Source organism: Bradyrhizobium sp. 190 (assembly GCF_023073415.1).
Taxonomy (GTDB): Bacteria; Pseudomonadota; Alphaproteobacteria; order Rhizobiales; family Xanthobacteraceae; genus Bradyrhizobium.
The window spans coordinates 335,132-356,282 of sequence record NZ_JADPJL010000005.1; the positions used below are offsets into that span (position 1 = coordinate 335,132).

24 protein-coding genes are annotated in these 21,151 nt (G+C 62.5%); 18 read left to right on the forward strand and 6 right to left on the reverse strand.

Annotated elements, in window-relative coordinates; translation table 11 throughout:
• Positions 1–17 precede the first annotated feature (17 nt).
• On the forward strand, positions 18–431 hold the full coding sequence (locus tag IVB22_RS02805; protein WP_214490875.1) for a VOC family protein: 414 nt from the start codon (positions 18–20) through the stop codon (positions 429–431).
• 39 nt (positions 432–470) lie between these two features.
• On the opposite strand, the gene IVB22_RS02810 is transcribed toward IVB22_RS02805, so the two are convergent.
• Both IVB22_RS02810 and IVB22_RS02815 read right to left on the reverse strand, forming a co-directional pair.
• Positions 471–1,028, reverse strand: a complete 558-nt coding sequence (locus IVB22_RS02810; protein WP_247515780.1) for a disulfide bond formation protein B — start codon at positions 1,026–1,028, stop codon at positions 471–473.
• 7 nt (positions 1,029–1,035) lie between these two features.
• Positions 1,036–1,194 carry a DUF5993 family protein gene (locus IVB22_RS02815; protein ID WP_247515781.1) on the reverse strand — a complete coding sequence of 53 codons (159 nt, stop codon included), beginning with the start codon at positions 1,192–1,194 and terminating at the stop codon, positions 1,036–1,038.
• Positions 1,195–1,307: 113 nt separating this feature from the next.
• Between IVB22_RS02815 and IVB22_RS02820 the strand changes: the two genes are divergently transcribed.
• Positions 1,308–1,679 carry an ArsC family reductase gene (locus IVB22_RS02820; RefSeq protein ID WP_247515782.1) on the forward strand — a complete coding sequence of 124 codons (372 nt, stop codon included), beginning with the start codon at positions 1,308–1,310 and terminating at the stop codon, positions 1,677–1,679.
• Between the two features lie 98 nt (positions 1,680–1,777).
• On the opposite strand, the gene IVB22_RS02825 is transcribed toward IVB22_RS02820, so the two are convergent.
• Both IVB22_RS02825 and IVB22_RS02830 read right to left on the reverse strand, forming a co-directional pair.
• The gene (locus tag IVB22_RS02825) at positions 1,778–2,407 is read right to left on the reverse strand and encodes a hypothetical protein (RefSeq protein WP_247515783.1); all 630 of its coding nucleotides are present in this window, start codon (positions 2,405–2,407) and stop codon (positions 1,778–1,780) included.
• 6 nt (positions 2,408–2,413) lie between these two features.
• A complete protein-coding gene (locus IVB22_RS02830) occupies positions 2,414–3,016 on the reverse strand; it encodes a PAS domain-containing protein (RefSeq protein ID WP_247515784.1) in 603 nt (200 codons plus the stop codon).
• 362 nt (positions 3,017–3,378) lie between these two features.
• Between IVB22_RS02830 and IVB22_RS02835 the strand changes: the two genes are divergently transcribed.
• The 7 genes from IVB22_RS02835 to IVB22_RS02865 all read left to right on the forward strand — a co-directional run bounded on the left by IVB22_RS02835 (position 3,379) and on the right by IVB22_RS02865 (position 9,868).
• On the forward strand, positions 3,379–4,134 hold the full coding sequence (locus tag IVB22_RS02835) for an ABC transporter ATP-binding protein (protein WP_247515785.1): 756 nt from the start codon (positions 3,379–3,381) through the stop codon (positions 4,132–4,134).
• On the forward strand, positions 4,127–4,870 hold the full coding sequence (locus IVB22_RS02840) for an ABC transporter ATP-binding protein (RefSeq protein WP_247515786.1): 744 nt from the start codon (positions 4,127–4,129) through the stop codon (positions 4,868–4,870). Before IVB22_RS02835 ends, IVB22_RS02840 begins: the two co-directional genes overlap by 8 nt.
• A 38-nt stretch (positions 4,871–4,908) precedes the next feature.
• A complete protein-coding gene (locus IVB22_RS02845; RefSeq protein WP_247515787.1) occupies positions 4,909–6,129 on the forward strand; it encodes an ABC transporter substrate-binding protein in 1,221 nt (406 codons plus the stop codon).
• Between the two features lie 88 nt (positions 6,130–6,217).
• Positions 6,218–7,081, forward strand: coding sequence for a branched-chain amino acid ABC transporter permease (locus tag IVB22_RS02850; protein WP_247515788.1), 864 nt, complete (start codon positions 6,218–6,220; stop codon positions 7,079–7,081).
• Position 7,082: 1 nt separating this feature from the next.
• Positions 7,083–8,051: a branched-chain amino acid ABC transporter permease gene (locus IVB22_RS02855; RefSeq protein WP_247515789.1), complete on the forward strand. Its 969-nt coding sequence runs from the start codon at positions 7,083–7,085 to the stop codon at positions 8,049–8,051.
• A gap of 152 nt (positions 8,052–8,203) precedes the next feature.
• Entirely contained in the window at positions 8,204–8,848 is a 645-nt protein-coding gene (locus IVB22_RS02860) for a DUF47 domain-containing protein (protein ID WP_247515790.1), read from the forward strand.
• Between the two features lie 15 nt (positions 8,849–8,863).
• Complete coding sequence (locus tag IVB22_RS02865) at positions 8,864–9,868, forward strand: inorganic phosphate transporter (RefSeq protein ID WP_247515791.1); 1,005 nt, start codon at positions 8,864–8,866, stop codon at positions 9,866–9,868.
• Here the strand turns inward: IVB22_RS02865 and sugE are convergent.
• On the reverse strand, positions 9,860–10,183 hold the full coding sequence (sugE, locus tag IVB22_RS02870; RefSeq protein ID WP_247515792.1) for a quaternary ammonium compound efflux SMR transporter SugE: 324 nt from the start codon (positions 10,181–10,183) through the stop codon (positions 9,860–9,862). The two genes, IVB22_RS02865 and sugE, sit on opposite strands and share 9 nt — an antisense overlap.
• A 154-nt stretch (positions 10,184–10,337) precedes the next feature.
• On the opposite strand from sugE, the gene IVB22_RS02875 reads away from it, so the two are divergent.
• The 5 genes from IVB22_RS02875 (at position 10,338) to IVB22_RS02895 (ending at position 15,910) form a co-directional block, all read left to right on the forward strand.
• Positions 10,338–11,957: a peptide chain release factor 3 gene (locus IVB22_RS02875; protein ID WP_247515793.1), complete on the forward strand. Its 1,620-nt coding sequence runs from the start codon at positions 10,338–10,340 to the stop codon at positions 11,955–11,957.
• 230 nt (positions 11,958–12,187) lie between these two features.
• Entirely contained in the window at positions 12,188–12,790 is a 603-nt protein-coding gene (locus IVB22_RS02880; RefSeq protein ID WP_247515794.1) for a hypothetical protein, read from the forward strand.
• An 87-nt stretch (positions 12,791–12,877) separates the two neighbouring features.
• Positions 12,878–13,462: an NnrU family protein gene (locus IVB22_RS02885; protein WP_247515795.1), complete on the forward strand. Its 585-nt coding sequence runs from the start codon at positions 12,878–12,880 to the stop codon at positions 13,460–13,462.
• Position 13,463: 1 nt separating this feature from the next.
• Positions 13,464–14,285: a 3-methyl-2-oxobutanoate hydroxymethyltransferase gene (gene panB, locus IVB22_RS02890; protein WP_247515796.1), complete on the forward strand. Its 822-nt coding sequence runs from the start codon at positions 13,464–13,466 to the stop codon at positions 14,283–14,285.
• Between the two features lie 11 nt (positions 14,286–14,296).
• The gene (locus IVB22_RS02895) at positions 14,297–15,910 is read left to right on the forward strand and encodes a class I adenylate-forming enzyme family protein (RefSeq protein WP_247515797.1); all 1,614 of its coding nucleotides are present in this window, start codon (positions 14,297–14,299) and stop codon (positions 15,908–15,910) included.
• Between the two features lie 136 nt (positions 15,911–16,046).
• On the opposite strand, the gene IVB22_RS02900 is transcribed toward IVB22_RS02895, so the two are convergent.
• On the reverse strand, positions 16,047–16,925 hold the full coding sequence (locus IVB22_RS02900; RefSeq protein ID WP_247515798.1) for a hypothetical protein: 879 nt from the start codon (positions 16,923–16,925) through the stop codon (positions 16,047–16,049).
• Positions 16,926–17,167: 242 nt separating this feature from the next.
• On the opposite strand from IVB22_RS02900, the gene IVB22_RS02905 reads away from it, so the two are divergent.
• Genes IVB22_RS02905 through IVB22_RS02920 form a run of 4 tightly spaced genes read left to right on the forward strand, consistent with a single transcriptional unit; the run spans position 17,168 to position 21,048 of the window.
• The gene (locus IVB22_RS02905; RefSeq protein WP_247515799.1) at positions 17,168–17,821 is read left to right on the forward strand and encodes a tetratricopeptide repeat protein; all 654 of its coding nucleotides are present in this window, start codon (positions 17,168–17,170) and stop codon (positions 17,819–17,821) included.
• A 29-nt stretch (positions 17,822–17,850) separates the two neighbouring features.
• Positions 17,851–18,372: a hypothetical protein gene (locus tag IVB22_RS02910; RefSeq protein WP_247515800.1), complete on the forward strand. Its 522-nt coding sequence runs from the start codon at positions 17,851–17,853 to the stop codon at positions 18,370–18,372.
• Between the two features lie 55 nt (positions 18,373–18,427).
• On the forward strand, positions 18,428–19,813 hold the full coding sequence (gene der, locus IVB22_RS02915; RefSeq protein WP_247515801.1) for a ribosome biogenesis GTPase Der: 1,386 nt from the start codon (positions 18,428–18,430) through the stop codon (positions 19,811–19,813).
• On the forward strand, positions 19,810–21,048 hold the full coding sequence (locus IVB22_RS02920; protein ID WP_247515802.1) for a TCR/Tet family MFS transporter: 1,239 nt from the start codon (positions 19,810–19,812) through the stop codon (positions 21,046–21,048). The genes der and IVB22_RS02920 overlap by 4 nt, the downstream gene beginning before the upstream one ends.
• Positions 21,049–21,151 lie beyond the last annotated feature (103 nt).

Sequence of the window (21,151 nt, forward strand, 5' to 3'; positions counted from 1 at the left end):
AGCCGCGGAGAACAAGGATGCAGATCACGAGCTATTACCCGGTACTGATGGTCGACAATGTCGCCGCGACCTCGGCATTTTATCGAACCCACTTTGATTTCGAGCCGGCGTTCGAGGCGGACTGGTACGTACATCTGCAATCGAAAGTGCAAGAGAACGTTGCCTTGGCGATCCTGGCAGGCGATCACGACACGATCCCCGCGAAAGCGCGCGGCTCTGCGCGCGGTGTTCTGATCAATTTTGAAGTTCAAGACGTCGATGAGGTCTATGGCAGGCTTCGTGCAGCCGGGCTGCCAATCCTGCTTCCGCTCCGCGATGAGCCCTTCGGTCAGCGGCACTTCATCACTGAAGATCCCAACGGCGTATTGATCGATGTGATCACGCCGATTCCACCATCTGCCGAGTACCTGGAGTCTTACGCCAGGAACTGATGCTGGTGGAGGCGATTCTGCTTCAATGTCGGCAAACCGCTACACTCCCCGTTTGAGCAACTCATACACGACCGGGTTATCGGCGCATGCCCCAAAGCCGCATTCCAAAAGCGTCGTCACCACGTTCGCCGCCGTCAGCGCGATCACGAGCCACACCGCGATTTGTGCGAAGGCGCCGCCAGTGACCGGCAGGACGGCTTTGTCGTCTTCGAACTGGCGGTCGAACAGCATCACGGCGGCAATAAGGACGATGGCGGCGATGAAGCCGATCAGCGCCCACGTATAATAGTGATAGCCGAGCAACGCCGAACCATAGCCGGCGTCGCCGGGCATGATGTGCAGCAGCACCTGCCGGGTCGACGCAACCGCTCCGGCGACCGCCGCCAGCAGCGATATCGCATAGTGGCTGGGGCGCGGCCCGAAGCGGATATTGAGGATCGGTCCGACGGCCAGCGCCGCGAACAGGATGCGCTGTAGCAGGCAGAGCGGGCAGGGCAGCTCATGAAGGATGAACTGCGCCGCATAGGCCGCCGCCAGCACCATCGCCACCGCGTAGAGGCTGAGTGCGTTCAGCGTGATGGCGCGCGTCTGGGTCATGCGTATCTTAGAACGACAGTTTCAGCGTATCGGTCGCGTGGTGCAGATAGGTGGCGACGCACGCGATCAGGACAGCCCCAAACAACCCGAGCGCCAGCGGACGTTGACCGCGCCAGGCGATCAGCATCACGATGGCCGTGGCCAGAAACAACAGGGTGAATTCCATCGCCGGTCCCAACTTCGCGAACGATGTGTCAGTCTATGATAGATTCGCCGTTCCGCTTTGTATAAAAAACGGCCTGGTTGGACCAATAACGTCATTTCCGGAATGCAACGAAAATGCCCATCACCATCTACGGCATCAAGAACTGTGACACCATGAAGAAGGCGCGCGCCTGGCTCGACGATCATGGCGTGGCTTACGACTTTCACGACTACAAGCTTGCCGGCATCGCCAAGGACAAGCTCAAGCAATGGTCCGACGAGCTCGGCTGGGAGACGCTGCTCAACCGCGCGGGCACGACATTCAAGAAGCTGCCGGATAGCGACAAGGAAGGCCTCAACGAGCGCAAGGCGCTGGCGCTGATGCTGGCGCAGCCCTCGATGATCAAGCGTCCGGTACTCGATCTCGGCGGCAAGTTGCTGGTCGGATTCAAGCCGGACGTCTACGGCAAGGAAGTGCCGTCCAAATCGCGCGGGCGCAAGGCCTAGAGCCTTTTCCGTTCCGATGGAATCGGAACGGAACTCTAGATTTTTGATTTGACGCGTTCTCCTAACGCGAACCGGTCGCCACTTCGCTGCAAAACGCTCTAATCGAGCTCGACGATCTCGTCGGACGACGACGCGGCCGCCGGGGCCGCAGCCGGCACGAACTGGCGATCGATGATCGCCCTGACGAGAGTCACCGGCTCGGCTTTCGGCCTGAGGCCCATGAGGTTGCTGACCTTGAAGCCGCCTTCAATGCTGATGCTCTTGAAGGATCCGACGATCTGGCTGACGACATTGCCGTCGCCGAGCGGCATCAGCAGCCGTTCATAGGATACGTCTTTGCCGTCGGCATCCTGTACCGTTGAAATGGAATAGGTCGGCCGCTGACGGGCCACGCAGGCCCGGTACAACGCAACGACGCTGGCATATCGTTCGGGGCCGATCGCATCGTCGAGATAGCGGTTGGTTCGCTGCGCGGGCTCGATATGGTCGCTGCCGTAGGTGGTGGCGAGCCTGGCGCCTTCATGCGTGATTAGAAATCGCGCGCCATCGCCATGGCCGACGACCTCGTATTGCATCATGTCGACCAGTTCGTCGGCGACCTGCTCCGGCTGAAAATCACCGGGCGGAGGCATGGTTCGCTGCTTGCCGGCCGCGCGCAGCCATTCGTTCAGGAGATAGCGCTGCCTGATCGACTTGACGACCGAAGGATCGGCACTTTCGAATTGCATCGCGGCTTAACTGAATTCGAGTTCATCGCCGGACGGAATGCGGCCCGGCGCGCGATGGAAGAGATCGCGGTCGATGATGGTGCGCAGCTTTGGCACCGGCAGCTTATCGTTTCCGCGGATCAGGTTCTTGATCTCGAAGCCGCCATCCTCGCTGATGGTCTTCAGCGAAGCGATGATGTGGGTAATGCTGCCGTCGTCGGAGAACGGCAGCAATAGCCGCTCATAGGCAACGACTCGCCGGTAGATGTCATCCATATTGGCGATGGTATAGGCGGGCAGGCGGCGCGCGATGCATGCATAATAGACCGGCATCACCATCGGAGCGAGCCTTGCGCCCAGATACTCGTCGAGATAGCGACCCTTGCCGGTATTCCCATAAGCTGCCGACATTCGCGTCCCGTCGCTCTGGATGGTCAGGCGTGGCGGCTGCGTGCTGGAATCGACGGTGTAGATGACGAGGTCAGGACGTTCGTCCTCGATCCGAGCCGGCTGGTATTCCGACATTCGCGGTATCGACTGGTCGCGGGCGTATTGCCGCAGCCAGGTGTTCAGCAGGTCGCGCTGTTTGATAGATTTGACGATCGACGGTCCGGCGCTTTCAAATTCCAAGGCGGCGATTCCTGGCTGTCTAAATCGCGTGATGATGCGGCTGAGGCGGAAATATTGTATGAAAGCGTCTGATTGCAGCAGAACACCGTTAACGATGGCTTGCGGGCGTGAAGATCGCGGATAGCGGGCCAGCCGGGCCGGGCAATCGGCGCAATTCGACTTATGGCGCATTCGGAACCGGCACGCGCGTTTTCCCGTGGCCGCTTTCCACCTTGCCTAACCCATACTGTTGACGGCATATTCCGGCCCGGAGGCGGCAGGCTCGGGACGGTTTCCAGGACGTCCGGCAGAGGCCTGCCCGAACAGGAAAAATTGGCCGCGCGCGAGCGAATTCGCGGAGACGGCTGATGGGGGAAATTTGTTTGGCTGATGAGTTCATTCTCGAAACCCACGGATTGACCAAGGAATTCGCGGGTTTCTTCGCCGTTCGCGACGTCGCCCTCAAGGTGCGTCGCGGCAGCATTCATGCGCTGATCGGGCCTAACGGCGCCGGCAAGACGACATGCTTCAACCTGCTGACCAAGTTCTTGCGGCCGTCGGCAGGCCAGATCCTGTACAAGGGACAGGATATCACTGCGATGGCGCCGGCGGATGTGGCCCGCCTCGGGCTGGTGCGATCATTCCAGATTTCGGCGGTGTTTCCGCATCTGACGGCGCTGGAGAACGTCCGCGTCGCCTTGCAGCGCCAGCACGGCGCTTCGTTCGATTTCTGGCGTTCCAAGAGCGTGCTCGACCGCTTCAACGGCCGCGCGCATGAGCTTCTCAACGATGTGGGCCTGAGCGAGTTTGCCAACACGCCGGCGGTCGAGATGCCCTACGGCCGCAAACGCGCGCTCGAGATTGCGACGACGCTGGCGCTCGACCCCGAGATGATGCTGCTCGACGAACCGATGGCCGGCATGGGTCATGAAGACATCGACAAGATCGCGGCGCTGATCAAGCGCATTTCGGCGAAGTACACCATTCTGATGGTCGAACATAACCTCTCGGTGGTCGCCAACCTGTCCGACATCATCACGGTGCTGACGCGCGGGCAGGTGCTGGCCGAAGGCAATTATGCTGAACTGTCCAAGGACGAGCGCGTCAAGGAAGCCTATCTGGGGGCCGGTCATGCCTGAGTTGAAAATGGCCGAAGCTGCCGCCAAACCGGCGGGCGCGGAAATTCTTTCCGTTTCCGACCTGCAGGCCTGGTACGGCGAATCCCACATCCTTCACGGCGTCAACTTCAATGTGAAGGCCGGCGAAGTGGTCACGCTGCTCGGCCGCAACGGCGCCGGCAAGACCACGACTCTGAAGTCGGTGATGGGAATTATCGGCAAGCGTACCGGTTCGATCCGTTTCAACGGTCAGGACATCACGCGTGCCTCGTCCGACAGGATCGCACGGATGGGCGTGGCTTTCTGCCCGGAGGAGCGGGGTATTTTCGCAAGCCTCGACGTGCGTGAAAACCTGCTGCTGCCGCCGATCGTGCGCCCTGGCGGCCTGTCGCTCGATCAGATCTTCGAGTTGTTTCCGAACCTGAAGGAGCGCCTCAACAGCCAGGGCACCAAGCTTTCCGGCGGCGAGCAGCAGATGCTCGCCATCGCCAGAATCCTGCGCACTGGCGCGCGCTTCCTGATGCTGGATGAGCCGACCGAGGGTCTCGCGCCGGTCATCATCCAGCAGATCGGCCACACCATCGCACGGCTGAAGTCGGAAGGGTTCACCATCCTGCTCGTCGAGCAGAATTTCCGCTTCGCCTCGACGGTGGCCGACCGTTACTACATCGTCGAGCACGGCAAGGTGATCGATGGTTTTGCGAATTCGGAGCTGTCGGCCAACATGGACAAGCTCCACACCTATCTCGGCGTTTAATCGGTACTACGGCTGCACTCTGGATTTATGGAGATACTATGAAACATCGCATTTCAGCTCTCTTCCTCGGCACCGCGCTCGCGCTTGCCGCAGGCGGCGGCGCCATGGCGCAAGACAAGACCGTCAAGATCGGCGTGCTCACTGACAATTCCGGACTCTACTCCGACCTCGGCGGCGCAGGCTCCACGCTTGCTGCCCAGATGGCGGTCGAGGATTCCGGGCTTGCAGCCAAGGGCTGGAAAATCGACATCATCTCAGCCGACCACCAGAACAAGCCCGACATCGCCACCACCATCGCGCGTCAATGGATCGACGTCGAAAAGGTCGATATCTTCATGGACGTGCTGAACTCCGGCGTTGCGCTGGCAGTCAACAATCTGGTGAAGGAAAAGAACGCCGTCATGATCAATACCGGCGCGGCGTCGTCGGATCTCACTAATGCCCAGTGCTCGCCCAACACAATTCATTGGGTTTACGACACCTACATGCTCGCCAACAGCACCGGGCAGGCGCTGGTGAAAGCCGGCGGCGACACCTGGTACTTCCTGACCGCAGACTATGCGTTCGGCCATGCGCTCGAGCGCGACACGACCGCGGTTGTGGTGAAGTCGGGTGGCAAGGTTATCGGCACCGTCAAGCATCCGCTGAATTCGTCGGACTTCTCCTCGTTCCTGCTGCAGGCGCAGGCGTCCAAGGCCAAGATCATCGGCATGGCGAACGCCGGCGGCGACACCACGAATACCATCAAGCAGGCGTCTGAATTCGGCATCGTCGCCGGGGGCCAGAAGCTGGCCGGTCTTCTGCTGTTCATCACTGACGTGCACTCGCTCGGCCTGAAGGTGGCGCAGGGCCTCAGCTTTACCGAAACCTTCTACTGGGATCTGAATGACGGCACCCGCGCGTTTTCCAAGCGCTTCTCCGAGCGCATGAAGAACAAGGCGATGCCGTCGATGGTGCAGGCCGGCGTGTATTCGGGTCTGATCCACTATTTCAAGACGCTTGAGGCGATGAGCGGCAATCCGCATGACGGCGTCAAGGTAGTCGCCAAAATGAAGGAACTGCCGACCGACGATGCGCTGTTCGGCAAGGGCTCGATCCGCGCTGACGGTCGCAAGATTCATCCGGCCTACCTGTTCGAGGTCAAGAAGCCCGCGGAATCCAAGGGACCGTGGGATTATTACAAGCTGATCGGAACTACCCCAGGCGACCAGGCCTTCCGGCCGCTTTCGGAAAGCGCCTGTCCGCTGGTAAAGAAGTAAATATGATTGCCCGCCGGCCACGTGCCGGCGGGCACACCTTCGCGTCACCACGCGATTCCGCGTCACAACGAGATTGAGTGCGAAACCGATGCAAGCTCTCTACGCCCAGCTCTTGGTGGGATTGATCAACGGATCGTTCTACGCGCTGCTCAGTCTGGGGCTCGCCGTGATCTTCGGCATGCTCAACATCATCAATTTCGCCCATGGCGCGCTCTACATGATGGGCGCGTTCTGCGCGTATTTTCTGTTGAACATCGCAGGCATCGGCTACTGGCCGGCGCTGATCATCGCGCCCATTGTGGTCGGCATCTTCGGCATGATCCTGGAGCGGACCATGCTGCAATGGCTCTCCGGCCTCGACCATCTCTACGGATTGCTGCTGACCTTCGGCATCGCGCTGATCGTGCAGGGCGTGTTCCAGAATTATTTCGGCTCTTCCGGGTTGCCTTACGCGATCCCCGATGAGCTGAAGGGCGGCATGAATCTCGGCTTCATGTTCCTGCCGGTCTACCGCGGCTGGGTGGTCGTCTTCTCGCTCGTGGTGTGCATCGCCACCTGGTACCTGATCGAAAAGACGCGGCTTGGCGCCAATCTGCGTGCCGCCACCGAAAATCCGACGCTGGTGCGCGCATTCGGCATCAACGTGCCGCGGATGATCACGCTGACCTACGGGCTCGGCGTCGGTCTGGCGGCGTTGGCCGGCGTGCTGTCGGCCCCGATCAACCAGGTCCGGCCGCTGATGGGCGCCGACCTGATCATCGTCGTGTTCGCGGTGGTGGTGATCGGCGGCATGGGATCGATTATGGGATCGATCATCACCGGCTTTGCGCTCGGCGTGATCGAAGGACTGACAAAGTATTTTTATCCCGAGGCTTCCAACACCGTGGTGTTCGTCCTGATGGTGCTGGTGTTGCTGGTGAAGCCTGCGGGACTGACGGGACGGGCGGCCTGACATGAGCGCATTGACTGACGATACACTACCGGTAACGCCGCGCGCCATGCGCGACGAGATGATTGTGTTTGCGGCGATGGCGGTGCTGCTGGCCATGGTGCCCATGACCGGAATCTACCCGTTCTTCGTGATGCAGGCGCTGTGCTTCGCGCTGCTCGCCTGCGCGTTCAACCTGCTGATCGGCTATGGCGGCCTGCTATCGTTCGGCCACGCGATGTTTCTGGGGACAGCGGGCTACTGCACGGCGCATGCGCTCAAGGTTTGGGGTCTCTCGCCGGAACTCGGGATTGTGGTCGGCGTCGCCAGCGCCGCCGCGCTTTCGGTCGTCACCGGCTTCATCTCGATCCGCCGGCAGGGCATTTATTTCTCGATGATCACGCTGGCGCTGTCGCAGTTGCTGTACTTCATCTATCTGCAGGCGCCGTTCACCCATGGTGAAGACGGCATTCAGGGCATCCCGCAGGGCTATTTGTTCGGAATCTTCAATCTCGCCAAGCCCACGGTGCTTTACTACGTCGTGCTGGCCGGCTTCCTCGGCGGATTCCTCCTGATCTACCGCACCATCAACTCGCCGTTCGGCGAGGTGCTGAAATCGATCCGCGAGAACGAGCAGCGCGCGATCTCGCTGGGCTATAAGACCGACCAGTACAAGCTGCTCGCCTTCATCCTGTCCGGCACGCTCGCGGGCTTTGCCGGGTCGCTGAAAGTGTTTGTGGCGCAGAACGCCTCGCTCACCGACGTGCACTGGACAATGTCGGGCGAAATCGTGCTGATGACGCTGGTCGGTGGCCTCGGCACCATCTTTGGCCCGGTGATCGGCGCCTTCGTCATCATCGCCATGCAGCAATATCTGGCCGGTTTCGGCCAGTGGGTGACGGTGATCCAGGGCGTCATCTTCGTCGCCTGCGTGCTGACCTTCCGCCGCGGCGTGATCGGCGAGATCGCGCATTATTTCCGGAGATCGCTGTAAAACTGCCGGTTTTGACGCCCTTTTCGGTGCCACAAAGCGGTGGATGACCCGTTTCCCGGGGCCTGCCGTCGCGCGCTTTGTCTTTGAATGCTTTATGACAGTTTCATGACGCGCCGTCCGGAACGGCCGTTCCTGAACGATGGATAGTACCTATGTTGCGCTGGTTTCGTGCCTTTTTGCCCAAAGAGGAGCGGTTTTTTGACCTGTTTGACCGGCACGCCCAGACGGTGCTGCAAGGTGCGTTGGCGCTGCAGGACATGCTGCGCGGCGGTGACGAGACGCCGGTGTTCTGCCAGCGCGTCAGCCAGTTCGAAAACGACGCCGACGGCATTACTCGCGAGGTGCTGACCGCTGTCCGCCGAACCTTCATCACCCCGTTCGACCGCGGCGACATCAAGAACCTGATCACGGCGATGGACGATGCGATCGATCAGATGCAGCAGACCGCGAAGGCGGTGGTGCTGTTCGAGGTTCGCATTTTCGAGCCGCCGATGCGCGAGATCGGGACCCTGCTGGTCGAGTGCGCCAATCTGGTCGGTCGCGCGCTGCCGCTGATGCAGTCGATCGGAAACAACGTCGCGATGCTGACCGCCATTACCGAGGAGATCGGAAAGCTGGAGGGCCGCATCGACGATCTCCACGACATCGGGTTGAAAGAGCTGTTTCTCAAGCATCGCAGCGGCAATTCGATGGATTTCATCGTCGGCGCCGAGATCTACAAGCACCTCGAAAAAGTGTCCGACCGCTTCGACGACGTTGCCAACGAAATCAACTCGATCGTGATCGAACAGGTATAGGGCAGGGCCAATTCAGTGGACGCCACGCTTGGTCTTCCAATTCTGATCTTTCTGATCGCGGTCGCGCTGCTTTTCGACTTTCTCAACGGGTTGCACGACGCCGCGAATTCGATTGCGACGATCGTGTCCACCCGCGTGCTGCGTCCTCAATATGCGGTGTTCTGGGCGGCGTTCTTCAATTTCATCGCTTTCCTCTTCTTCGGACTGCACGTCGCCAATACGATCGGCACCGGCATTATCGAACCGAGCGTCGTCGATGCCACCGTGATCTTCGCGGCACTTGTGGGCGCCATCGTCTGGAACCTGATCACATGGGCGCTCGGGATTCCCTCGTCCAGTTCGCACGCGCTGATCGGCGGGCTGGTGGGCGCGGGCATGGCCAAGGCCGGGATTTCCGCGGCGGTCTGGAGTGGTCTATCGAAAACGCTGCTGGCGATCGTGCTGTCACCGCTGGTCGGGTTCCTGCTGGCGCTGCTGCTGGTCGCGATCGTGTCCTGGCTGTCGGTGCGCTCGACGCCGTTTGCGGTCGACCGTGCCTTCCGCATCCTGCAATTCGTCTCGGCGTCGCTCTATTCGCTCGGCCATGGCGGCAATGACGCGCAAAAGACCATGGGCATCATAGCGGTGCTGCTCTATTCGCAGGGTTATCTCGGCGCGGATTTTAACATCCCGTTCTGGGTCGTGATTTCCTGCCAGGCGGCCATGGGCCTCGGCACCCTGATGGGAGGCTGGCGGATCGTCCGCACGATGGGGCTGCGAATTACGAAGCTGACGCCGATGCAGGGATTTTGCGCGGAAACCGGCGGGGCTGCGACCCTGTTCATGGCGACCTATCTCGGGGTTCCCGTATCCACCACCCACACCATTACCGGCTCCATCGTTGGCGTCGGCGCGGCACGGCGGGTCTCGGCGGTACGCTGGAACGTGGCGAGTTCGATCGTCTATGCCTGGGTGATCACCATTCCGGCGTCCGCGATCGTGGCGGCGCTGACCTATTGGGCCGTGTTGTTGCTACGCTGATCCGGTAACGAGTTTGAGCCCGACAATGCCGGCCACGATCAGTCCGATACACGCGAGGCGGGCGGCGGTCGCAGGCTCGCCGAACAGCGCGATGCCCAGGATTGCGGTTCCGACCGCGCCGATGCCGGTCCAAACTGCGTAGGCGGTTCCGATTGGCAGCACTTTCAGGGCAAGACCGAGCAGGAGGATGCTGCCGGCCATGCAAGCGAGCGTCAGGACGGACGGAATGAGCCGTGTGAAACCTTCGGTATATTTAAGGCCGATCGCCCAGCCTATTTCCATGAGGCCGGCGACGAACAACACGATCCAGGCCATGACAACCCTCCGAACCAGGCAGGGTCGTCCCCGCGGATGAGCTGTGAGATGGAAGGCCGTCCTTCCACAGCCGATATGGGACTGGCCAGCGGCCTCCGCAACCACCAAATGAGGCTTGATTAGGCCGGTTTTCCCTGCCAAACGCTCGAGCCTCATGTCCGACAGTGCCGTCACCGCCGAATCGCCGTCCCGCTCGCCGCTCTCAGATGAAGTGGCGCGGCGGCGCACGTTTGCGATCATCTCCCATCCGGACGCCGGCAAGACCACGCTGACTGAAAAGCTTCTGCTGTTCGGCGGCGCCATCAATCTGGCAGGGCAGGTCAAGGCCAAGGGCGAGCGCCGCAATACCCGGTCCGACTGGATGAAGATCGAGCGCGAGCGCGGCATCTCGGTCGTGACCTCGGTCATGACCTTCGAGTTCCAGGACCTCGTCTTCAACCTGCTGGATACGCCGGGCCACGAGGACTTTTCTGAAGACACCTACCGGACGCTGACCGCGGTCGATTCCGCCGTGATGGTGATCGACGCCGCCAAGGGCATCGAGGCGCGGACGCGAAAGCTGTTCGAGGTGTGCCGGCTGCGCGACATTCCGATCATCACCTTCATCAACAAGATGGATCGCGAGAGCCGCGATACGTTCGAACTCTTGGACGAGATCGAAAAGACGCTGGCGCTCGACACCACGCCGATGACCTGGCCGGTTGGCCGCGGCCGTGATTTCCTCGGTACCTATGACGTCGTCAACGGCGGCGTGCGCCTGCTCGAGGGCGGCGGCGCCAAGACCGGTGCGACCGAACAGATCGACATCGCCGATCTCGCCGGCCGTAATGCCAATCTCGACGTCGCCGAGATCAAGGATGAGCTCGCGCTGGTGTCGGAAGCCTGCAAGCCGTTCGAGCTGGAGGCGTTTCGCGAGGGCCATCTGACGCCGGTCTATTTCGGCAGCGCGCTGCGCAATTTCGGCGTCGGCGACCTGCTGGAGGGGCTCGGCAAGTTTGCGCCTGCGCCGCGCGCGCAAGAAAGCAACCTGCGCAAGGTGGAGGCAGCCGAACCGCGCATGAGCGCCTTCGTGTTCAAGATCCAGGCCAACATGGATCCGAACCACCGCGACCGTATCGCTTTCGCACGCCTATGCTCAGGCAAGCTTAGCCGCGGCATGAAGGCAAAACTGGTGCGCACCGGCAAGAACATGTCGCTGTCGTCGCCGCAATTCTTCTTCGCCCAGGATCGTTCGGTGGCAGACGAAGCCTTTGCCGGCGACGTCGTCGGCATTCCCAACCACGGCACGCTTCGGATCGGCGATACGCTGACCGAGGGCGAGGATCTTACCTTCGTCGGCGTCCCAAGCTTCGCGCCGGAAATCGTCCGCCGCGTGCGCCTGACGGACGCGATGAAGGCGAAGAAGCTGAAGGAAGCGCTGCAGCAGATGTCGGAAGAGGGCGTGGTGCAGGTGTTCCGGCCGCGCGACGGCGCACCGGCGCTGGTCGGCGTCGTCGGTCCGCTGCAGCTCGATGTGCTGAAAGCCCGCCTCGATGCGGAATATTCGCTGCCGGTGGAATTCGAGGTCTCGGAATTCCAGCTCGCGCGCTGGGTCTCGTCCGACGACCGCAAGAAGTTAGAGGCCTTCATTGCCGCCAACGGCTCGGGCATCGCCGATGACGTCGACGGCGATCCGGTATTCATGGCCAAGAACGAGTTCTATCTCGGCTATACTCGCGAACGGGCCGAGGGCATCAATTTTTCCAACGTCAAGGACGTAAAGAAGAAGGCGTAAGGGGCGTTGTCGTTCCGGCCCGCCTGTCGTCCCCCGCGAAGGCGGGGGACCCAGTACGCGCGGCCTTTCCATGAATCTCAACCGCCTCTGGAATACTGGATCGTCCGGTCAAGCCGGACGATGACAGGCGAGGGTGAGGCCGCCATGAACGCGGGGAAGTGAACGTGGCGGCCTTGATACCGGCCAAAGCGGACATCAAGTTGGTTGGACCGTATCCGAGGGATCGCCGCATGCTTCGGTGCTTCATTGTATGTCTGACCGTTATGGTCGTCGGAATGGACGCCGCCGATGCCCAGTCGCGGCGCCAGATCGACGCGACGCCGTTTTCGCATGCCCCCTGCAGCGTGCTCGACGGCCAGCCCTGCACGCCGTCGTTCTGCAGCGTGTTCAACGACGGGCCGTGCATTCCCGAGATCGATTATCCGTACGGCCAGAACCTGCAACTCACGATCGAAACCGTGCCGCCGCAGGATCAGGCCGCGAAATACCGCAAGCCGGACCACGATCTCGATACGATCGGCGACCTCTTTGCGGCGCTACGGTCCTGCTGGTCGCCGCCGCCTGCCGACATCGCTCGGCCGGGCATGCAGATGTCGGTTCGCTTCAGCTTCAAGCGCTCGGGCGAGATCATCGCCGCCCCGCGCGTGACCTATGCCACGGCCGGCGCCCCGGCAGATACCCGCGCTGCCTATCTCAAAGCGATCAATGCGTCGCTGCAGGCATGCCAGCCTCTGAAATTCACCGGTGGACTTGGCGGTGCGCTGGCCGGGCGGCCGATCGCGATCCGCTACGTCGACAACCGCGATTCGGCCAAGCAGGCGGAGAAGCCGTGACGACGGCCGCGTGGCGCATTGCGTACCAAGCCCCTAAAATGATACGCGGATAATACGGCAAAACCAGCCGTGCAACGGGAGGACATCGTGGGACTGCTGGTGTTGATCCTCGGCCTGCTCCTGTTCTTCGGCGTCCACACGCTCACCATCCAGCGCAAGCTGCGCGCGCAGGTGATCGCCGCGACCGGCGAGGGCGGCTACAAGATCGGCTATGCGCTGGTCTCGTTCGCAGGGCTTGCGCTGATCATCTGGGGCTTTGCGAAGTATCGTGCGACCGGCTGGATCGACGTCTGGAACCCGCCGACGGCGTTCAAGCACATTACGCTAGCCCTGATGCTGCCGGCGGTCATCATGGTGGTCGCTTCCTACATTCGCGGCCGGATCTATACGACGCTGAAGCATCCAATGCTGACGGGCATCAAGCTGTGGGCTGCGGCGCACTTGCTCGCCAACGGTGATCTCGGCTCGATCATCCTGTTCGGCTCGTTTCTCGCATGGGCGGTGTATGACCGCATTTCGCTGAAATCTCGTTCCGACGCCGGCGCGCCGCCGATCCCCGTCGGTGGTCCCGGCAACGACCTGATCGCGATCGCGGTCGGCCTCGTCGCCTATCTGGCGCTCGCATTCGCGTTCCACCCGGTCGTGATCGGCGTCCCCGTGGTTGGAGTCTAGCATGTCGATTCAGTCTGCCATCAAGCGCAAAACTGCGCCGGATATCCGCGCGCGCAAGAACGGTGAGCCGATCGTGATGCTGACGTCCTACCATGCGCATACCGCAGCCCTGGTGGATCGCCACTGCGACGTCATTCTGGTCGGCGATTCCCTCGGCAATGTCATGCACGGTTTCGAGACCACCGTGCCGGTGACGCTCGACATGATGATCCTGCAGGGGCATGCGGTGATGCGCGGGTCGAAGCATGCCCTGGTTGTGGTGGATATGCCGTTCGGCTCCTATGAGGCCTCGAAGGAGCAGGCGTTTCATTCCGCGGTGCGGATATTGAAGGAAACCCATTGCGGCGCGGTGAAGCTCGAAGGCGGCGCGCGGATGGCGGAAACCGTCGCGTTCCTGTCCGAGCGTGGCGTGCCTGTCATGGGCCACATCGGGTTGACGCCGCAATCGATCAACACGCTCGGCTCGTTTCGCGCGCAGGGCCGCGACGAGAGCAGTTGGGACCCGATCCTGAGGGATGCCCAGGCGATCTCGGATGCCGGCGCCTTCTCGGTCGTGGTCGAGGCGGTCGCCGAGCCGCTGGCGCGAAAGATCACGGAAACTATCGCCATTCCGACCATCGGCATTGGTGCCAGCGCGGCCTGCGACGGGCAGGTGCTGGTGCTGGAGGACATGCTAGGCCTGTCGCCGCGGACGCCGAAATTCGTTCGCCGCTACGGCAATCTCGGCCCCGCGATCGAAGCGGCGGTCCAGGGCTACGCCAGCGACGTGCGCTCGCGCGCTTTCCCGGGGCCTGAGCATGTTTACGAGATGAAGAAGAGCTGACGAGGCACGCCATGGACTGGTCGCGGCATTCCATTCCGGCGATGCGGCTAGAACCGCGCTTTGGCGATCGTATCGTTCCGGCTTTTTGCGAACGGCCCAAAAGCATCCCGTCGATGGTAGCCGAAGCGGTTGCTGTAAATCCTGACGGCGAAGCGCTGGTCTGCGGTGACAGGCGAATGACCTGGCGCGAAGTCGCGCAGCAGTCTGCGCAGATCGCGGCAGGCTTCGGGAAGTTCGGCCTCAGCCGCGGCGACCGCGTCGCGGTGCTGCTCGGCAACCGGATCGAATTCGTGCTGACGATGCTGGCCGCGGCGCATGCGGGGCTGGTGACGGTGCTGCTTTCGACCCGTCAGCAAAAGCCCGAGATCGCCTATGTGCTCACCGATTGCGGCGCGCGGCTCCTGATCCACGAGGCTGCGCTGGCCGACCGAGTGCCGGATGCGGGCGACATTCCCGATGTGACGCACCGGATCGCGGTCGATGATGATCCGAAGCTCTCGCGCTTCTCGGATCTGGCCGATCACGCGGCGATGGCCGCGCTGGTCGAGGTCGGCGAAGAAGACACTGCCATGATCCTCTACACCTCGGGCACAACAGGGCGGCCCAAGGGCGCGATGCTCGCCCATTGCAACATCATTCATTCGGCGATGGTGTTCGTATCATGCCTGAAACTGACCGCAGCGGATCGCTCGATTGCCGCGGTGCCGCTCGGCCATGTCACGGGCGTGGTCGCCAACATCATGACCATGGTCCGCTGCGCCGGCGCGCTGATCATCATGGCGGAGTTCAAGGCGGCCGAATATCTGAAGATGGCGGCGCGCGAGCGCGTCACCTACACCGTGATGGTGCCGGCGATGTACAATCTCTGCCTGCTGCAGCCGGATTTCGACAGCTACGATCTGTCGAGTTGGCGGATCGGCGGCTTTGGCGGCGCGCCGATGCCGATCGCCACGATCGAGCGGCTGGACGCCAAGATACCCGGCCTGAAGCTGATGAATTGCTACGGCGCGACCGAGACCACGTCGCCCTCGACCATGATGCCCGGCGAACTGACCGCCAGCCACATCGACAGCGTCGGCTTGCCCTGTCCGGGCGCGCAGATCGTCGTGGTGGATGCCGAGGGCCGTGAGCGGCCACGCGGCGAGATCGGCGAAATCTGGATTCACGGCGGATCTGTCATCAAGGGCTACTGGAACAATCCGAAAGCGACGGCGGAGAGTTTTACCGCCGGCTTCTGGCATTCCGGCGATCTCGGCTCGATTGATGCTGACAATTTCGTCCGGGTATTCGATCGCCAGAAGGACATGATCAACCGCGGGGGCTTGAAGATCTATTCAGCCGAGGTCGAGTCGGTGCTCGCAGGTCATCCCGACGTGGTCGAGAGCGCGATCATCGCCAAGCCGTGCCCGGTGCTGGGCGAGCGCGTGCATGCGGTCGTCGTGACCCGCAGCACGGTCGGGGCCGAGGTGCTGCGCGCCTGGTGCGCCGAGCGGCTGTCCGATTACAAGGTGCCGGAAACCATGGATGTGCGGACGGACCCGCTGCCGCGTAACGCCAATGGCAAGGTATTGAAACGGCAGCTCCGCGAGGCGGCCTCAGCCATTTGGGCGGCCGTGCAAGCCTAGAGCTTCGGTTCTGATTGAATCAGAACCGAAGCTCTAGATTCTTGTTTTGACGCGTTTTCTTCACGCGAACCGGTATCCACCCCGGATCAAGTCCGGGGCAGGCTTTCGCTCGAAAACGCTATAGCGCCGGCGGCTGTCAAAGCTTCGGAGCGCTGCCCTTGGGCGTCGAGCCTTCGCTCTGCCCGGCGGCAAGCGCGGCACTGTCGATCGCGGCGGCGCTGACGAGCTGCTTGACGTCGAGCAGTGTGAATTGCGCGATGCCGACGCGGTCGGCCGGCGTGCCCGGGACGAGCTGCACGCTCAACACGCCGTCGCAGTTCGCGCCCCTGGCCTCGGCAAGCATGGCGCTCGGTTCCTGGGCCTTGGCCTTGGTCTGCGCGCGCTTGACGACTGCCACACAACTGCCGCGGACGGTGTCGCCGTTGAGCTTGACGGCGGCCCTAGGGTCAAGCGGCTTGTCGATCGCTTCCAGCGCGGTCGCTTGCTTGTACTTGCCGCCGACCGACATGATCGAGCCCTTGCGGTAGATATAGTACAGGTGCTGATCGCCGACGATGGTAGGCACGCCGTATTTGCCCATGACTTCCTTGATCATGTCGGCCTTCGACGGCTGCTGATCCTGGGCGAAGGTCAGGTTGCGCGCGACGAAATAGGCGCGGTTGGCGCTCGCGGGCGAGGAGAAGCTGGTCGAGAGCATCTCGCCGTTCTGTTTCGAACCGGCGGGGAGGCTGAAATTCAGCGCAGCGACGTAGCTGGCGCCGCCGTTGCCGAATTTCTGCTGCTGGATGTCGGTTTTGGTGTCGGTCCGGCCCTTGAACAGGGAATCAAAGACAGCACGCGCGGATTCGGCGTTCGATTCGGTCGAGATACCCAAAATGTCGGGGCGCAATTTGCCCGAGAATGCCGTCTCGGGTGCCTTCGGCTTGATATCGTCGGCCAGTGATGCCGCGGGCAGGGATGCCAGTCCCATTACCAGCCCCATGGCAAGCATCGAAACCAGCGCATGGCGAGGCATGAAACACCCAAGAAATCGGAAATAAGCCAATGTGGAAGCGGGCGGGATTACGCCAAGCTTTGAACCGCGATGTCAACGTTGTCAGGCGATTTCGCAGGTCGGCGGGGCCGTTGTTAACGCTTTGATCCACCTCGCTTTGCCTTGCCACCGCCATATCGATAGGCTACGTCGCGGCCATGCGGGGATCGGGCGCAGGATGCTGCCGCCCAAGGCGCGGTTCCTCGGGGATGGGATACCTTTAAGTGTCTGAATTATTTAATGAAGTCGACGAGGAGGTCCGTCGCGATCAGCTCAAAAAGCTGTGGGACCAGTACTCGCTTTATATCATCGCCGGCGTGATTTTGATCATTGCCGCCGTGGGCGGATGGCGCGGCTACCAATATTTGGAGGCCAGGAAGGCGGCCGAGGCGGGGGCTGCGTTCGACAAGGCCGTCGAGCTTTCGGAAGCCAACAAGCACGCCGAGGCCGAGGCGGCCTTCGCCGATCTCGTCGCGAAGGCGCCGTTCGGCTATCGCGTGCTGGCGCGGTTGCGCATGGCGACGGAAGTCGCCAACCGTGATCCGCAGGCCGCGGCAAAGATGTTCGATGAGATCACCGCGGATCGCGGCGTCGGCGTCGCCGAGCAGGATCTCGCGCGGATTCGCGCCGCCCAGCTGCTGTTGGAAAGCACGAGCTATCCCGACATGAAAACGCGCCTCGAAGCCGCTGCTGCGCCGGGCGCAACCTTTCGTCATAGCGCGCGCGAATTGCTGGCGCTGTCGGCATGGCGCGCCAACGATGCTGCGGCGACGCGGCAATGGCTGGACTTGATCGCCAATGACGGCGAGACACCGCCGAGCCTGCGCTCGCGCGCCGAAGCGCTGCAGGCCTTGCTGCCGCCGGTCGCCAAGAGCTGACGGAGAACGAGTTGAGTGGGAAACCGACCATGCGCCGCCCGCAACGTTTGATCGCAGCTGCCATTCTCGTCGCACTTTCGGGCGCTCTGGCGGGCTGTGGCGGTGGCGGCATTGGCAATTTCGATCCCAGCGACATGCTCGACTTCCTCGACACCAAGAAGAAGCTGCCCGGTGACCGCAAGCCGGTGTTCCCCGAAGGCGTGCCGGGCCTCGAGCAGGGCGTGCCGAAGGATCTCTACAAGGGCTCCCGACAGCAGGTTGACGACCCGAACGCGCAGGCTGCCGCTGCAGCTCCTCCGCCGGAAGAGCCGAAATCCAAGCGTGGCGCGAAATCCAAGGGCAAACAGGCCGCCGCCCCCGCCGCTGCGGACCCCGACGCCGCACCCGAGGAAGAGGGTAGCACCGCCGCCGCGCCGCCGGCGCCCAAGCCGGCCAAGATCGTGCGCAAGCGCACCACCGCGCCGCCGCCCGATCAATCGGCGGCGCCTGCACAATCCCCGCAACAATCCGCGTTCCCGGCGCCAATGCCGAGCGGTACGTTCACGCGCTGATTTATCCTTTTCGTTCGATTGACACGCCCTTCGAAAAAGGGCGTTTGGATCATTTATGCCCTTTACGATCGCCATCATCGGCCGCCCCAATGTCGGCAAGTCGACGCTGTTCAACCGGCTGGTGGGGCAGAAACTCGCGCTGGTGGATGACGAGCCCGGCGTCACCCGTGATCGCCGCGAGGGCAATGCGCGTCTCGGCGATCTCGAGTTCACCGTGATCGACACCGCCGGCCTCGACGAAGGCGCCAAGGGCTCGCTCACCGCGCGGATGCAGGAGCAGACCGAAACCGCGATCGGCCTTGCCGATGCGCTGATGTTCGTGATCGACGCCCGTGCGGGCCTGACGCCGAACGATCGCGCCTTTGCGGATTTCGCGCGGCGTGCCAACAAGCCGGTGGTGCTGGTCGCCAACAAGAGCGAAGGCAAGCACGGCGAAGTCGGCGCGATGGAGTCCTATGCGCTGGGGCTCGGCGATCCCATCCAGATTTCGGCCGAGCATGGCGAGGGCTTGAGCGATCTCTACGACGCGCTCGCTGCGCTGATGCCGGAGCCGGTCGAAGAGGGTGAAGAGTTCGACGACGACGACATCATCGTATCGGATGAAGAACTCGCACAGCGTCCGATCCGCGTCGCCATCGTCGGCCGTCCCAATGCCGGGAAATCCACGCTGATCAATCATCTGCTCGGCGAGGAGCGGCTGTTGACCAGCGCCGAAGCCGGCACTACGCGCGATTCCATTTCGGTGGAAATCAACTGGCAGGGACGCGAGTTCCGCGTGTTCGACACCGCAGGCCTGCGGCGGCGCTCGCGGATCGAGGCGAAGCTGGAAAAACTGTCGGTGGCGGACGCGCTGCGCGCGGTGCGCTTTGCCGAAGTCGTCGTGATGATGATGGATGCGCAAAACCGGTTCGAGGAACAGGACCTGCGCATCGCCGATCTGATCGAGCGCGAGGGGCGGGCGATCGTGCTGGCGGTCAATAAGTGGGACTTGATGGAGCGGAAGGGAAATCTGATTTCCGCGCTGCGCACCGATGTCGATCATTGGCTGCCGCAGGTCAAGGGCGCGCCTGTTGTCGCGGTGTCCGGGTTGATGGGCGAAGGCATCGACCGGCTGATGACGGCGATTGAGGAAGCCTACGCGGTGTGGAACAAGCGCGTGCCGACGGCCACGCTCAATCGCTGGTTCGAGCAGGCGGTCGATGCCAACCCGCCGCCCGCGGTCTCAGGCCGTCGGCTGAAGCTGAACTACATTACGCAGGCCAAGGCGCGGCCGCCGAGTTTTATCTTGTTCTGCTCGCGCGCCGACGCCGTGCCGCAATCCTATCTGCGCTATCTCACCAACTCGATGCGCGAGGCCTTCGACCTGCCGGGTACGCCGATACGGATCACGCTGCGCGAAAAGGCCAATCCGTTTGCCCACAAGCGCAAGCGGCCGTCATGAGCGAAGAGGCGTCCGCGCGCGTTGCCGAAACGCCGCCGGTACGCAGCGGCGCGGCCGCCTTCATCTTCGTCACCATCCTGCTCGACATGCTCGCGCTCGGCCTGATCCTGCCGATCCTGCCCAAGCTCGTGGAAAGCTTTGTCGACAACGACACGGCGACGGCGGCGCGGATCTTCGGCCTGTTCGGCACCGCCTGGGCGCTGATGCAGTTTTTGTTCTCGCCGATCCTCGGCGCGCTCTCGGACCGCTTCGGCCGGCGGCCGGTGGTGCTGCTGTCGAATTTCGGATTGGCGCTGGACTATGTGTTGATGGCGCTGGCGCCGTCGCTGACCTGGCTGTTCATCGGCCGGGTGATCTCAGGCATTACGTCGGCGAGCATCTCGACTGCCTTTGCCTATATCGCCGACGTGACGCCGCCGGAACGGCGCGCCGCGGTGTTCGGCAAGATCGGGGCGGCTTTCGGCGCCGGCTTCATTCTCGGCCCCGCCATTGGCGGTCTGCTCGGCGGCATGGATCCGCGTCTGCCGTTCTGGATCGCGGCAGGCTTGAGCTTTGCGAACACGCTCTACGGCTGGCTGATCCTCCCCGAGTCGTTGCCGCTGGAACGCCGCGCACCATTCCATTGGAAAAGCGCCAGCCCGATCGGCGCGCTGCATCTGCTGCGTTCCAACCGGATTCTCGCCGGCCTGTCGCTGGCGAATTTCTTCGGGCAGGTCGCGCATGTGGTGCTGCCCTCGACCTTCGTGCTCTATGCGACCTACCGATATGGCTGGGATACGACGACCGTCGGCCTGACGCTGGCCCTGGTCGGCGTCTGCGCCATGGTGGTGCAGGGCGCGGGCGTCGGGCCGATCGTCAAGCGCCTCGGCGAGCGCCGGGCGCTGCTGCTGGGGCTGGCTTGCGGCGCGCTGGGATTCTTCATCTATGGCGCGGCCCCGACCGGACCGTTGTTCTGGATCGGCATTCCCGTGATGGCGCTGTGGGGCGTGGCGGGGGCGGCAATCCAGGCGCTGACGACGCAACTCGTTGCGCCGGATCAGCAGGGCCAATTGCAGGGGGCGACCAACAGCGTCAACAGCATCGCGCAGATGGTGGGACCGTTTCTGTTTACGCTGACCTTTGCCTATTTCATCAGCGATCAGGCGCCTTTCAAAATGCCGGGCGCGCCGTTTCTGCTGGCCGCGGCGCTGTTGGGGCTGGGGCTTGTGATCGCGTGGCGGACGCTTAAAAAGTAGGGTGGGCAAAGCCACCGGGTCGCGCGAATGCGCGCCCGATGACAGGCTCCGCGTGCCCACCATTCTCGATGTTGAACCGGAGAGATGGTGGGCACGGCGCTTG